The organism is Mycolicibacterium sediminis, assembly GCF_010731735.1.
Classification (GTDB): domain Bacteria; phylum Actinomycetota; class Actinomycetes; order Mycobacteriales; family Mycobacteriaceae; genus Mycobacterium; species Mycobacterium sediminis.
In genome coordinates this window covers 1,183,833-1,196,776 of sequence record NZ_AP022588.1, presented here as the reverse complement: position 1 = coordinate 1,196,776, position 12,944 = coordinate 1,183,833, and the positions used below count along the sequence as shown (strand labels likewise).

The window sequence follows — 12,944 nt, the reverse complement described above, 5'->3', positions numbered from 1 at the left end:
CTTGAGAATGACCGTGTTCCATCACGTCGGCGACGCACACGCAGAGGAGGACGCCATGGGCGCACAGGTCTCGATCGGAGACTTCGCAGTGATGACCAGTCTGAGTAGGAAGGCGCTACGCCACTACCACGACATCGGCATTCTCGAACCCGCCCACATCGATCCGTACACCGGCTACCGCTTCTACGACACCAGCCAGGTCGATCACGCCCACTTCATTCGCCGGTTCCGATCGCTGGGCATGTCCATTCCCGACATCAAGGCGCTACTGAGCACCGACGACGCCGGAGCCCGCACCGACATCATCACCACTCATCTCGAACAGATGGAGGCTCAGCTGCAGCAGACCCGTGACACCGTGGGTGCGCTGCGCGAACTGCTCTCGCCGGTGCGTAGTCCCACCGACGTCACGCCGCGCCACGAACCGGCGCTCGCCGTGTGGTCCGTCAGCGCCACCATCGACACCTCGGGGATCGACGACTGGTTTGCGGCATCACTGCGGACACTGCACGGGGCCGTCGCCAGGGCAGCGGGGGAGCCGACGGCGGTGGTGCCGGGCGGACTCTACGACCGCGCGCTGTTCCTCGAACAACGCGGCAGCGCAACGATGTTCGTCGAAGCACCACCTTCCGCAGATCCCCCCGAGGGTGTCCACGCCGAGGTCTTACCCCGGGCCGAATTCGCGGTGCTCACCCACCCGGGCGGTCACGACGGCATCGACCGCAGTTACGCGGCCCTCGGCATCTACGTGAACGAGCACCTGATCAGCAGCCAGGGGCCCATCCGGGAGCACTACCTCGGCGGCACTCCCACAGATCCGGCCCGGTTCACCGCAACGGAGATCTGCTGGCCGATCTTCAGCACGACCGCGCCGACCCGATAGACGACCCCACGCGAGAAGAGTTGGGTGTCGGGCATCGGCCCGCAGTGGTCGATACGGTCTCCATGGACTGCGGTGACAAAGGCTACCTGCGGCGACCGGCGGACGAGAGCCAGTCCGGAATCGCCAAACCGTGGATGATCCGCTGCGTCCGGAACAACTGGCGCGGAAGCGAAGCCGAGTTGTATGGCAGGTCGAACTTCTCGCACAGTTCCCGCACGCGGACGCTGATCTGCGGAAGGCGGATGCTGGGCAGATCAGGGAACAGGTGGTGCTCGATCTGGTAGCACAGGTGACCGCCTGACCTCGCGAGCAGCGGGCTGACTTCGAAGTTGGCCGTTCCCAACATCTGCCGGAGATACCACTCGCCCGGGGTCTCATCCTGGACCACCGCCGGATCGAACGTCTCGGCGCCGCCGGGGACGTGTCCACAGATGATGTTCACGTACACCCACAGGTTCCGTAACGTATTCGCCGCCACGTTGGCCGCCAAGGTCCGCCGCCACCGACTCGTGCTCAGCGCGGGCAAGACCACGTAGTCCTTGGCCAACTGACGAGTGGCCTTGCCGAAGAACTTCCGCTTCTCGACCGCAACAGAGTTCGACGAGTCCAACCGAAGACGCTCCGAGTGAAGCCCGTGCAGGGCAATGCCCCATTCGAACGTCGCTGCCAGCAGCAGGTTTCGCAGCGGAGTCACCAGGTACCACGGGCGCCACGGCTGGTCGGGGGTTACCCGCAGTAAGCGGTAACCGATGTCCTCGTCCATGCCGAGCACATTGCTGAAGACGTGATGCCGGTAATTGTGCGAGTAACGCCACTGCGCGGAATGCCCGACCATGTCCCACTCCCAGGTGCTGGAGTGAATCTCGGGGTCGTTCATCCAGTCCCACTGGCCGTGGGAGATGTTGTGACCGAGTTCCATGTTCTCGATGGACTTCGAGTACGCCAGTGCGCACGTGCCGAGGAGCCAACCCTTCTTCGACCGGCTACCGGCGATCATCAACCGCGCGGCGACGTCGAGCGCGCGCTGGAAATGGATGACCCGCCGGATGTACGCCGCGTCCTTCGTCCCGAGCGAGTCCTCGACGTCTTGGCGAATCGCGTTGAGTTCGTCAGCGATCTCGTCGACGTCCGCGGTGCTCAGATGCAGGTAGGTGGGGACATCGGCAATCGCGATCGGAGTTTCCTCTGGTGAGTGCGGGATGAAAAGCTGCGCAATCCACCATGAACGTCAGGTCGAGCGTAGAGGCTGAGTCTGAACGGCGAGTGATCGAGGCTCTTCGGGCAAGCGAGATGGCGAGGGCCGACGCGCCTTGCTGGTCCTCGAGCTGGACTCAAAGTCGGCAACGACCAGCATCAACACCGGTCGGTCACCCGGAGCTGCCGCCCTCGGGACATGCTGAGAAGTCGTTCAGAATCAGGCGCCACGGCCCGTGCTGGTTACGGACTACTCACGTCGACTGGTGCACGTCGGCAACGCTGCCACCTGGACACTGCAGCACTGCGTCGCCTCCGATCAGGCACGCCAGATTCGGTTGAGGGCACTTGCGGTCAGTGAGCATCACGACCTCTTCTCGGAGCCCTCCACTTCGTTACGGCCGAGGGTCTCGACGAACCGTGGCCCAACCTCCTGCATCTCGTCGCGGTAGCCATCGGCCCACTCGCCGAACGGGTGGTGGGCCAAGTACTCGTTGCGGAAGCGGTCATCCTCGGACACCTCGGTGGCGCAGAAGTCGGGAATGGTGAGATCGACCACCGGGGAATTGCGCTCGACCTCGGCCAGTAGCAGCGGCGCATTGCGGCCCAGGAACCTATCGACGATCCAGCCGTCCTCACCCAGCCACGCCGAGTACCTGATCTTGACGACGACATGCTCGGCGCGGGAGACGATCTGGCCGGCAACCATCGGGTCGAGTTCACGTTCGGCTTCGTAGCGTGTGCCGCCGACGGCGGGCCCCTTGGCGGTCATGGTGCCAATCGCGTCGCCGTCCACCCGGCCCAGTGCGTCGACGAGATCCGCTAGTGCAGCATCGAGTTCGAGGGGAGCGGGTCCCTGCAAGCGGACGCGAACCGCATAGCCGTCTGCGGCGAACAGATAGGCCTGCACGATCAGCGCGGGCCGCGGATCGAGCGCGGTGACGGCGGGCATCTCGCGGACGTAGAACTTTCGCTCGAACTCGAAATCACCGGAGTTGGACTCAGACACCTTTCGACGTTAGCCCCCGTATACATCAATGGCCGGCAGGTCGAGCGGTTTGCGCCGTCATGACGGCAAACAGCGGCGGCGAACCCGGTCCTGGCTCAACAGGTCGAACGCCACGCCTTCGCGGGAGAACGTGGCAGGTCATCGGCCGAGGCCAACGCCCCGATGCCCCACCGATTACAGTCATCGACCTCGCGGGGCCGGGTTCACCTCGAGCTGGCCGATGGTCAAGTGATGGTCGAGGAGTATGGCGAGTTGTGATTCGACGTCGTCCAGTGGGGTGAGGGACTTTCGGGCGATGCACACGAGGACGGCTCCCTCGACGGCGGCGAGCACCATGTTCGCGAGCACCGGCGCTACCGCGTCGTCGGCGCCATGGCGCCGTAGCGAGTCGGCGAGTGTGTGCTGCCACTGAGCGAAGGCGTCTCCGGCGACATCGGCAACCGCCGGTTCCGTGCTGCGCGACAACCCCGCCGCGGCGATGGGACAGCCTGCGGCGTAGTCGCTGTCGCCGACGACCTTCTTCCACTCGACGACGAATGCCGCGAGCGCTTCTCGGGCCGTGGGGAGGGCGACGAACGATGCGATCTGGTGGTCGATGAAACTGCCCGCCACGTGCGTAGCCTCCGCCATCAACTGCGCCTTGCCGCCGGGAAAGTTCAGGTACAGCGAGCGGCGTGCGGTGTGTCCGCGCTCGACGATCTCCGCCACCCCCGTTCCCGCCACGCCCTGGCGCCGTAACAGCTCTATTGCCGTGCCCAACAGCCTGTCTCGCGCGCCCACCGAACACTCCCTTGCCTACGCCGACCACGTCGGTCCAGACCGCCCTTGCGACTAGACCAATTGGGATAGTACCGTGGCCGCATCGTTAGATCGATCGGTCTAGTCGACGTCGTGCATGCACTCACCGAACGTGGAGGAACGTCAATGGACGCACGGAAGACATGGGACGCGATCGTCATCGGCTCCGGCCTCGGCGGACTGGCCGCCGCGGCCTACCTTGCCGCCGCGGGTCGCAGCGTCCTGCTTCTGGAGAGGTACACGACGCTCGGCGGCTCGTCGCACGTCTTCGCACGTCGCGGGCAATGGGGGTTCGACTGCGGGGTGCACTACGTCGGCGACTGCGGACCCGATGGCATCGTCACCGCGATGATGCACGGGGTCGGTATCGACGACCGGATCACCTGGCTGCCCATGGATCACGACGGTTTCGACCGCATCATCGGCCCCGGACTCGAACTCGCGACTCCGTTCGGGTGGGACGCCTATCTCGCCAATCTGCTCGAGACCTTTGCCGACGAGAAGCGGGCAGTGCGCCGGTTCCACGGCATCATGCGCCGCATCGGTGAAGCACACGACCGCACGGACATGGACACAGCCCTTGGCATGGCGCGGTGGGCCGCGCGGGCGGGCAGGGCGGCACCCTTCATGGCGTTGCCGTACGCGGCAACCCTGGCGGCATGCGGACTCTCGGCGCGGGCGGCGTACGTCCTCTCTGCGCAGACCGGCGCGCTGGCGTGCAGTCCCATGGTCCTGCCCACCGCCGCCATGGGCGCGTTCTTCCAGGACTACGTGGGGCGGGGCTCCTACTACCCGAAGGGTGGCGGACAGATGCTGGCAGCCGGGTTCGCCGCGGTGGTGACCGCTCACGGCGGGTCCATCCGCACCAACGCCGAGGTGCTGAAGATCGTCCTCGAGGACGGCAAGGTGACGGGAGTGCTATTGGCCGACGGTGAGACTCTGACCTCGAGCACGGTGGTCTCCGACGCTGACATCATCAAGACCTATACCGAACTCGTTGGGCTGCAGCATCTTCCGAAATGCTTCCAGAAGCGCGTGCAGAAGTGGACGATGTCCCAACCGCTCATCAACGGCTTCTTCGGCGTCGAGATCGACCTCGCCGATCGGCCGAACAGCAACTACTTCGCCATCCCCGACTGGAGCGCCGCGCATTCCTACCGCTCGTTGGCGGGCTTCGGCAAGACGGTGATGGGCGGCAGCGGGTACGACTCCGGTGAGGCGTGGGCGCGCGAGATGGCCCAACGACAGCCCATGTTCGTGCAGTCGTCCTCGCGGCGCGACCCGTCCAATCATCGTGCGGCCCCGGCAGGACACGCCACGATCGAGGTTCAGACCATCACCCCGGCCGATCCGCGGCTGTGGGGGTTCGAGGGCTATGACGTCGCCTCGGGCGAGTACAGCGGCGACCAGCGCTACCGGGACGTCAAGAAGATCATCGTCGACGGCATGCTCGAGCGGATGGAACAGGCGTTCCCCGGGTCGTCGTCCAAGGTCAAGCTCGGTGAATTGGGCACGCCTGCAACACAAACCCGTTTCGTCAACAACACCGGAGGCGCTCCGTTCGGGCTTCAGACCAAGCTGTCGCAGAGCGGACCCCGACGGCCGGGCGACACGACTCCGATACCCGGGCTGTTCACCGTCGGCACCAGTACCGCATGGGGTCCCGGCACGGTCGGATCGATGATCAGCGGTGTGCATGCGGCCGGCACGATCGTGGGACGCGACCTGCTCGCCGAGATCCGAGGCGGTCGGCAGATCGCGGACGGTTCGGCGCTTCCCATCTGGGACGCCGACTTCGATCCGTTCAGCACTACGCGGGCGCTGCACGACGTCTGATGCAGGGCTGTGTCGCTCACCTACTGGGCATGCACGGCGGCACCGTGGTGCCCGCGCACCATGGCGATCAACTCGTGAAGCCGCTCGGCCTCGGGATGAACCGGATAGAACCGGGCCCATTCGTCGAGACGCGTGCGCACGTCGATGGTCATGGCAGCGCCCGACTCGACGGCTGCAGTAAGGAGGAGTTCAAGGACCGTGGGATAGTCCCGGTTGACGAGCGTGATCGACACACGATGCATGGTCGTGGCGTCGATGCCCGTTCGCACGACGTCGAGCAGATCCCACGCCAAGTCGTCCTGATCGGGAACCTTCACCGAACCATCCTCCGGCGCATCCGCTGTGCTCGGAAGTGACGGTCGTCGGCGCCGGCGGTGACGCAGACTCGTTCATCCGTCATCGGCACGTCTCAGAACGGAAGGTCGACGTGCCCGTTGGTGGTGTTGGTCTCGTCCTGATTGTCGACGTGAATGCCAATCGAGGTGGGCACCTGCGGATCGGGACCGTAGGGCAGCAGCGGATCGGGGCTCGCGCCGGCGATGGGTGCGAATGCGACGGCTCCGGCGAGTGCTGCGGCAGCGGCCAGTGGGGCGAGGATCTTGACTGACATCATGGGGGGCTCCTTGAAACGGTCCGCCTCGGTTGGGGCGTAACAAGAGTCTTGCGAGCCGACGCTTCGAAGTCGTCAGTGTTGCCACCCACATCCTGATGCCTGCTAGCCGGTATCAGCCCTGCGCGATCATCGGATGGCGCCATCGCAGTCGCATGGGTTCAGAGGCGTGGCGTGCTCAGCAGAGCGCGTGCTCGCCGCTCGACGAGTAGGGGCACGAAGTCACGGATCGGTCTGCCGTCGAACGCCGCTCGCGCGTCGTGCACCGCGTCCTCGACAGTGCTGCGCGGCAACGCGGCATAGATACTCACCAGGCGTTCTTCCACCTGCGCCAGTGCCGTCTGTTCGCTCAAATCAGCCATGAAGACCACCTTCCGCTTGAAACGTTCAAACGGCAACTGAGCGGTGCGTCCGCGGTGGTCGAATCTGCAGGTGGATGGCGATCATTGGGCTTTGGTGAGGCCATTCCCACATGGCCGACGACTCCGGCGTACTCTAGGCGCGCGTTCTCCTGGAAGCCCTTCACGAGCAAGTCGACACCATCAGCCACAAGCTCGAACTCTTCGAGCGGCGCTACCCGCGGGCGTCCACGCACGGCCAGACCCGGGACCAGAGGAACGTGTCAGGTCTGCGCCGCGAACTGTATGAAGTGCACCGCCTGATCGACGGCATTCATCGACGCTTCCCCGAGACCCTGCCCGAGCGTCGCCCAGCGCGAAGCGGCTGCTGAGTCGCCGGCACCACCGAGGGTGTGCCGCCGGCGTTCGGCGGCCAGGTGTGGGGACCGGTCTTCGCAACCGCGCGGACGAGTCGGTGATCTTCACCAATCGTTCACGGTCAGGCCGGCGACGCGTCGTGGTTCGCACACGCCGGGCGACTCTGATTTCCAGATGCGGGTCGTTCAGGTCGCCAACTTCTACGGCCCACGGTCCGGTGGCTTGCGTACCGCGGTCGACAGGCTCGGTGCGGAGTATTGCGCGGCCGGGCACGAGGTGTTCCTGATCGTCCCCGGACGAACCGCCACGCGCCGGCGCCTCGAGTCCGGTGTCGTGCGTATGACGACCCCGGCGCTCGCCATCCCGCTGACGGGCGGCTATCGGCTCGCCCGGCCGAAGCCGGTGGTCGCCCTCCTCGACGACCTCGCCCCCGACGCACTGGAGGTCTCCGACCGGTTGACGTTGCGGTCGCTGGGGACGTGGGGGAGAGAGCGCGGGGTCGCCACCGTGATGATCTCCCACGAGCGCCTCGACCGACTGATCGGACAGGTGCTTCCACGGCCGCTGGCCCGGGCGGTCGCCGATGTCGCCAACCGCCGCACCGCATCTCAATACGACGCCGTGGTGTGCACTACGGCATTCGCGCGCCGGGAGTTCGACCGGATCGGTGCAGAGAACGCGGTGACGGTGCCACTGGGCGTCGACCTCGAGATGTTCCATCCCGGTCGACGCTCGGCGTCGATGCGGCGGCGGTGGGCTCAACCCGGCCAGACCTTGCTGGTGCACTGCGGTCGACTCTCGGTCGAGAAGTCTCCCGAGCGCAGCGTCGCCGCGGTGGCCGAGTTACATCACGCTGGTCGAGACGTCCGCTTGGTGATCGTCGGAGACGGACCCTTGCGGGCACGGCTCCAGCGGCAGGCCGCGCGCCTGCCGGTCGACTTCACCGGCTTCATCGGCGACCGCGTCACCGTGGCGGCCATCCTCGCCTCGGCCGATGTGGCACTCGCCCCGGGGCCTCACGAAACCTTCGGTCTGGCTGCCTTGGAGGCGTTGGCTTGCGGGACCCCCGCGGTAGTGTCTCGCACCTCGGCCTTGCGAGAGATCCTCACCACGGACAGCGGACTGAGCACCGACAACGACCCAGTGGCCGTCGCCGCTGCCGTCGACGCCATCGTCTCTCGCCCCGAACGTCAACGTCGCCGCGACGCCCGCGATCGGGCAGAGCAATTCACCTGGCCGCGATCGGCCGACGGGATGCTGGCCGCCCTCGGCGCCACGTGATGAGGACGACGACCGCGACCCGGCGAGCCTTGAGACGGCCTTCGGCGGGGTTGCCAGAGTCTTCGCGATGACCACGATGACGTCCGGTCGGGGCACGACGGGTGAGGTCAGCGACGGCACACCGGAATCCCGCACTTCGAGAGCAAGCGTCGAGTCGAGGAGTGCATCGAAATCCTACTAATGTCAGTCACTTTCGTACGTCCGTCGTTCTTCTACGACGACCTGCGCGCGATGTTCACGTGGTTGGCCTCCCCACCCTGGAGGCCGACCGAATCGACGCCTATTCGCTAGAGGCAGCAGGCCACCGTCAGTCGTCGCCTGCCGTCTCCACGAAGTCCTGGATCGTGACGTCGAGCGCATCGAGACGGGCTGGCGAGTTGGGTCCCAGCAGTGTGGCCAGGTGTGCGGCGAAGCCGTTGCACGCGGACGTCAGTGGCGTTGCGAGCCGACGCAGTGCGTCCTCGGTCAATCTGTCGTCGGGTCCGGCGACGGCGATTGACCCGAGCGGGTAGCCGTCGTCAGGATCGAGCAGCGCGGCACCAATCCCGTTGAACTGCGGATGGTTCTCGCTGAACGAGAACGCGTAACCGTCGATGCGAATCGCTTCGAGTTCGCGCTCGAGCGCCGCGCGCATCCCGCCGCGGGTATGGCTGGCGAGCACCTTGGCGGCGTCTCGAGCCGGGAGGTGAGCCAGGATGGCGCGGCCGCTGCACCCGGACGTGAGGGGTGCCCGTTCGCCGACGTGGACGCGACGCCGTTGCGGCTCGAGATTCTGCTCGGCGCCAAGCACGAGTACCCGATGCTCGCCGCTACGCAGATGCAACGTCGCGGTTGCCTGAGCGGCGACGGCCAGTCTGGTCAGCACCGGTCGCGCGCGTTGCAGCAGTGCGGGACGCGGGCCGATCATCGAGGCAAGCGCGATGGACCGGCTGCCGACGCGGTATCCGCGACGACCGGCATGGTCGACGTAACCCTCGTCCTGGAGACTGCGCAGCACCCGGTACGCGCTGGCCTTGGACAGGCCGACAGCCGTCGCCACCGCGAGGAGGCTCGCCGGCTGCTGCATACCGGCCAGCGCCTCGAGCACCCGCAGCGGCCGGTGCAGAAGACCCGGCTGGGGGCGCTCTTCTGCCTGTCGAGAGCCAGTCACCACACCCCCGTCGCCGCGTTCGACAAGTTTCACCGTGCGCAACCAACCTTGCGCCGTCCGATGGGCCCTGTCCACTGTGGACGTCGACACAGCGAGCGGACGAGCGGAACCAATGAGCAGACACGACATCCCCGGCGATGCCGATCACATCTATCGCACCGTGGCGGCCGGCGGCGCTGTCATCATGCCGGCCGACATCGGCTACGGAGTCATCGCCAGCTCTCCCGACGCGCTGACGCGACTATTCCGGGCCAAGCGACGAGCACCGCACAAGCGGCATGCAATGGCGGGAAACTACGAGTTGCACCGCGAGGTCCACCGACTCGGGCGGCGCGAGCGGGACATGGTCGACGCGGTGGTGCTCGACGCCCGTCTGCCGCTGGCCGTCGTCGGGCCCTTCGACCGGTCCCACCCGGTCGTGGCGGCCATCGAGCCCGAGACGCTAGCGGCCAGTACCGTCGGCGACACCATGGCGATGCTGGTCAACGGCGGTGGGCTTCAGGACGCGGTGGTCCGCATCGCACATCGCAACGGTGTGCCGCTCCTCGGCTCGTCAGCCAATCTGAGCGGGACCGGCACCAAGTTCCGCGTGCAGGACATCGAGCAGCCCATCATCGACGCGGTCGACGCGGTGGTCGACTACGGCCTGCGCAAGTACCACCTGTACCGGCGCTCGTCGACGATGATCGACTTCTCGAGGATGGAGGTCGTCCGCATCGGCGCTTGCTACGAGTTGATCGTCGACGTCTTCGCCGGCCAGTTCGGCATCACCCTGCCTGCCGATCCCGGCCGCGACGTCCTGCCATCCGGTCACCTCCGCGAGGCAAGGGAACTGACATGACCACGGCGCGCGATGCCGCTGTCCACCACGGCCGGGCCTGGGTCGACCCGGATGAGACGGTGCGAATCGGCTACACGGTCGTCACTCCACCTGAACCCACCATGACCGTCGTGCTCCTCCATGGCGCTCCCCAAACGCGATACGAGTGGCGCAAGGTCATGATGCCGCTGGCTGCCGCCGGCTATCGGGTGATCATGCCCGACTATCGCGGCGCCGGCGCGTCCGACAAACCTCGCGACGGGTACGACAAGTGGACCATGGCCGGTGACGTCCACAGCCTGGTGCGCGAGACCTTGGGCGTGGCGGAGCCCGTCTCGCTCGTCGGCCACGATCTCGGGTCGACACTGGCCCTGAGTTTCGCGCTGCGGTACCCCGACGACGTCACGAGCGCCACCTTCATGGAGGCTCCGCTGCCGGGCACCGCCTACTACGAATGGCGCGTGGCGCAGAAGTCAGCGTGGCAGTTCTCCTTTCACGCCAACCCGGACATCGCGGTGTACCTCGTGCACGGACGTGAACGGTGGTACGTCAACCGATTCTTCGACGACTTGACCTACCAGCCGGATGCGATCTCCCATGACGACCTCGACGTCTACGCCCGCGCGTACGAGGCCCCAGGAGCCATCCGCGCGATGTGCGAGGTCTACCGGGAACTCGACCGCGACGCCGACGACAATCGCGCCGCGCTTCGACAGCACGGCAGGCTCACCATTCCGGTGTTGGCGTCGGGAGGTGCTTCCGGACCGCTCGCCAGGAACTTCCGGGCGATGTGCGAAGAGGTCGCCGAATCGGTGACGGAACACCTCGTCCCGGACTGCGGTCACTGGGTGGCCGAGGAGCAGCCAGAGTATTTCACCAGGATGTTCTGTGAATTCGACGCGGCCGTCCGCGCGTGACAACGCAGCGGTAACTGATCGCTCGCCGTAAGGCGGCCCGTCCTCGAACCGGGTGAAGTCACTGCCCGTAAGCCCACCGGGCGCCCACTGAACGTGGTCGCGGTGGCACGAGTCGGCCCGATGAGAAGGGCCACGACCACATTGGAAACGCAGAGAAGTGGAGGTAAACGACATGGTGAACGTGGAGCCGCAGACGATCGGAATTGCGGGCAAGACGGTGTCGCGGTTGGGTTTCGGATCGATGAGATTCACGGGCCGCGGGATCTGGGGTGAGCCCGACGACCGAGACGAATGCATCGCCGTGGCCCGTCGAGCCGTCGACCTCGGCGTGCAGTTCATCGACACCGCCGACTCCTACGGCCCACACGTCGCGGAACAGATCCTGTACGAGGCGCTGCATCCCTACCCCGACGACGTCGTCATCGCGACGAAGGCGGGCTTGACCCGAAACGGGCCCGACGTGATCGACACCGACTCCGGACCGCAACGCCTCGGCCCGGCAGCGTGGCCACCGGTCGGCCGACCCGAATACCTGCGGCAGCAGGTACTGATGAGCATGCGCCGCTTGGGGGTCGATCAGATCGACTTACTGCAACTGCACCGGGTGGATCCCAAGGTGCCGTTGGCAGACCAGATCGGTGAGCTCAAGGCGCTGCAGGACGAAGGCAAGATTCGCGCGATCGGAATGTCGCAATGCACGGTGGCGCAGCTCGACGAGGCGCGGCAGATCGCCGACATCGTCAGTGTCCAAAGTCGGTTCAACGTCATCGACCGGGGCTCCAATGACATGTTGGAGGTGTGCGAACGCGATGGCCTCGCGTTCATTCCGTGGGCACCGGTGGCGCAGGGCGGGCTCGCCGCGGCCCACCAAGCGCTTGCCGACGTCGCCCACGCGCACCAGTGCACCGTGGGCCAGGTGGCGATCGCGTGGTTGTTGCATCTCTCACCGGCGATGCTTCCCATCCCCGGCACATCGCGTCGCACGCATCTGGAGGAGAACATGACCGCCGCTGACGTGCAGTTGACGGCGGAGCAGATCGACGAGCTGAGCGCGGCTACCGGTTAGTCGACGACGGACTTCGTCAGAGTCATGGCACGACATCGCCGGTTGCGGGATTCTCCAGCACGTAGGTGCCCAGGCTCCCCAGGAACCCGGCGCAGTGTTCGACCAGTTCGTCGGTCGTGAAGACCAGTTCACCGTCAAGCCAGCGGCGGAAGACTTCGAAGAGTCCGCCGACGCCCATCGTTGCGGCGAGGAGTCCCACTCGAGATGCCGCCTCAGGGATCTTTAGGTGGAGCCGGCTCAGCTGCGTGGTGAGGTCGGCGAGACTGACCATGAATTCGCCGCGTAGCAGTCGCAGCGTCGGTTCAGTCCCGGATTCGATGAAGAGTATGCGAGCCAGTCGACGGTCGTCGTTGATCATCGCCACCAACGCCCGCACCGGCGCCTTCGCCAATTCATCTGGCGTCGCGAAGGTCTTGGGAACGGCCGCCACCAACGTGTCCCGCATGGTCGCTTCGAGTTTCTCGAATACCGCGCGCAGCAGACCATCGCGATCGGAGAAGTATTGATAGAAGTATCGCGTCGTCACTCTGGACTTCGCACACACCGCGGTGACCGTGGTGTTCGAGGCACCTCGCTCACCCATGAGTTCGATCGCGGCGTCGATGAGCCGGGTGCGTCGGTCCTGGTGGCGCTGCTCAGCAGTCATCCCGCTGTAGACACGCTC

At 66.0% G+C, this 12,944-nt stretch carries 14 protein-coding genes; 6 read left to right on the top strand and 8 right to left on the bottom strand.

What is annotated here, in order from left to right; genetic code table 11:
• Positions 1–55: 55 nt before the first annotated feature.
• Positions 56–883, top strand: coding sequence for a MerR family transcriptional regulator (locus G6N64_RS05890; RefSeq protein ID WP_163801468.1), 828 nt, complete (start codon positions 56–58; stop codon positions 881–883).
• A gap of 82 nt (positions 884–965) precedes the next feature.
• On the opposite strand, the gene G6N64_RS05885 is transcribed toward G6N64_RS05890, so the two are convergent.
• The 3 genes from G6N64_RS05885 to G6N64_RS05875 all read right to left on the bottom strand — a co-directional run bounded on the left by G6N64_RS05885 (position 966) and on the right by G6N64_RS05875 (position 3,866).
• Entirely contained in the window at positions 966–2,057 is a 1,092-nt protein-coding gene (locus G6N64_RS05885; protein WP_163801467.1) for a fatty acid desaturase family protein, read from the bottom strand.
• Between the two features lie 384 nt (positions 2,058–2,441).
• Entirely contained in the window at positions 2,442–3,086 is a 645-nt protein-coding gene (locus G6N64_RS05880; protein WP_163796031.1) for a CYTH domain-containing protein, read from the bottom strand.
• A gap of 180 nt (positions 3,087–3,266) precedes the next feature.
• Positions 3,267–3,866 (bottom strand): TetR/AcrR family transcriptional regulator, encoded by a 600-nt coding sequence (locus G6N64_RS05875; RefSeq protein ID WP_163796030.1) that lies wholly within the window; start codon positions 3,864–3,866, stop codon positions 3,267–3,269.
• A 144-nt stretch (positions 3,867–4,010) separates the two neighbouring features.
• Here G6N64_RS05875 and G6N64_RS05870 point away from each other — a divergent pair, with 144 nt between their 5' ends.
• Positions 4,011–5,720 carry a phytoene desaturase family protein gene (locus G6N64_RS05870; protein ID WP_163796029.1) on the top strand — a complete coding sequence of 570 codons (1,710 nt, stop codon included), beginning with the start codon at positions 4,011–4,013 and terminating at the stop codon, positions 5,718–5,720.
• A gap of 20 nt (positions 5,721–5,740) precedes the next feature.
• Here G6N64_RS05870 and G6N64_RS05865 read toward each other — a convergent pair whose 3' ends face one another.
• From G6N64_RS05865 to G6N64_RS05855, 3 genes are all read right to left on the bottom strand, one after another.
• Positions 5,741–6,037, bottom strand: coding sequence for a hypothetical protein (locus G6N64_RS05865; protein ID WP_163796028.1), 297 nt, complete (start codon positions 6,035–6,037; stop codon positions 5,741–5,743).
• A gap of 92 nt (positions 6,038–6,129) precedes the next feature.
• The gene (locus G6N64_RS05860; protein ID WP_163796027.1) at positions 6,130–6,333 is read right to left on the bottom strand and encodes a hypothetical protein; all 204 of its coding nucleotides are present in this window, start codon (positions 6,331–6,333) and stop codon (positions 6,130–6,132) included.
• A 158-nt stretch (positions 6,334–6,491) separates the two neighbouring features.
• Entirely contained in the window at positions 6,492–6,692 is a 201-nt protein-coding gene (locus tag G6N64_RS05855) for a three-helix bundle dimerization domain-containing protein (RefSeq protein WP_163796026.1), read from the bottom strand.
• A 528-nt stretch (positions 6,693–7,220) separates the two neighbouring features.
• On the opposite strand from G6N64_RS05855, the gene G6N64_RS05850 reads away from it, so the two are divergent.
• Positions 7,221–8,327 (top strand): glycosyltransferase, encoded by a 1,107-nt coding sequence (locus tag G6N64_RS05850; protein WP_163796025.1) that lies wholly within the window; start codon positions 7,221–7,223, stop codon positions 8,325–8,327.
• A gap of 307 nt (positions 8,328–8,634) precedes the next feature.
• Here the strand turns inward: G6N64_RS05850 and G6N64_RS05845 are convergent, their stop codons facing one another.
• Positions 8,635–9,477 (bottom strand): IclR family transcriptional regulator, encoded by an 843-nt coding sequence (locus G6N64_RS05845; protein ID WP_246230972.1) that lies wholly within the window; start codon positions 9,475–9,477, stop codon positions 8,635–8,637.
• A 112-nt stretch (positions 9,478–9,589) separates the two neighbouring features.
• Between G6N64_RS05845 and G6N64_RS05840 the strand changes: the two genes are divergently transcribed.
• From G6N64_RS05840 to G6N64_RS05830, 3 genes are all read left to right on the top strand, one after another.
• The gene (locus G6N64_RS05840) at positions 9,590–10,318 is read left to right on the top strand and encodes an L-threonylcarbamoyladenylate synthase (RefSeq protein ID WP_163796024.1); all 729 of its coding nucleotides are present in this window, start codon (positions 9,590–9,592) and stop codon (positions 10,316–10,318) included.
• Positions 10,315–11,214, top strand: coding sequence for an alpha/beta hydrolase (locus tag G6N64_RS05835; RefSeq protein WP_163796023.1), 900 nt, complete (start codon positions 10,315–10,317; stop codon positions 11,212–11,214). The genes G6N64_RS05840 and G6N64_RS05835 overlap by 4 nt, the downstream gene beginning before the upstream one ends.
• Before the next feature lie 172 nt (positions 11,215–11,386).
• A complete protein-coding gene (locus tag G6N64_RS05830) occupies positions 11,387–12,280 on the top strand; it encodes an aldo/keto reductase (protein ID WP_163796022.1) in 894 nt (297 codons plus the stop codon).
• A 22-nt stretch (positions 12,281–12,302) separates the two neighbouring features.
• Here G6N64_RS05830 and G6N64_RS05825 read toward each other — a convergent pair whose 3' ends face one another.
• Complete coding sequence (locus tag G6N64_RS05825) at positions 12,303–12,926, bottom strand: TetR/AcrR family transcriptional regulator (protein WP_163801465.1); 624 nt, start codon at positions 12,924–12,926, stop codon at positions 12,303–12,305.
• Positions 12,927–12,944 lie beyond the last annotated feature (18 nt).

Coding starts and splice junctions, on each gene's coding strand:
- G6N64_RS05890 (WP_163801468.1), top strand. CDS start 56: ATGGGCGCACAGGTCTCGATCGGAGACTTCGCAGTGATGACCAGTCTG.
- G6N64_RS05870 (WP_163796029.1), top strand. CDS start 4,011: ATGGACGCACGGAAGACATGGGACGCGATCGTCATCGGCTCCGGCCTC.
- G6N64_RS05860 (WP_163796027.1), bottom strand. CDS start 6,333: ATGATGTCAGTCAAGATCCTCGCCCCACTGGCCGCTGCCGCAGCACTC.
- G6N64_RS05855 (WP_163796026.1), bottom strand. CDS start 6,692: ATGGCTGATTTGAGCGAACAGACGGCACTGGCGCAGGTGGAAGAACGC.
- G6N64_RS05850 (WP_163796025.1), top strand. CDS start 7,221: ATGCGGGTCGTTCAGGTCGCCAACTTCTACGGCCCACGGTCCGGTGGC.
- G6N64_RS05840 (WP_163796024.1), top strand. CDS start 9,590: ATGAGCAGACACGACATCCCCGGCGATGCCGATCACATCTATCGCACC.
- G6N64_RS05835 (WP_163796023.1), top strand. CDS start 10,315: ATGACCACGGCGCGCGATGCCGCTGTCCACCACGGCCGGGCCTGGGTC.
- G6N64_RS05830 (WP_163796022.1), top strand. CDS start 11,387: ATGGTGAACGTGGAGCCGCAGACGATCGGAATTGCGGGCAAGACGGTG.
- G6N64_RS05825 (WP_163801465.1), bottom strand. CDS start 12,926: ATGACTGCTGAGCAGCGCCACCAGGACCGACGCACCCGGCTCATCGAC.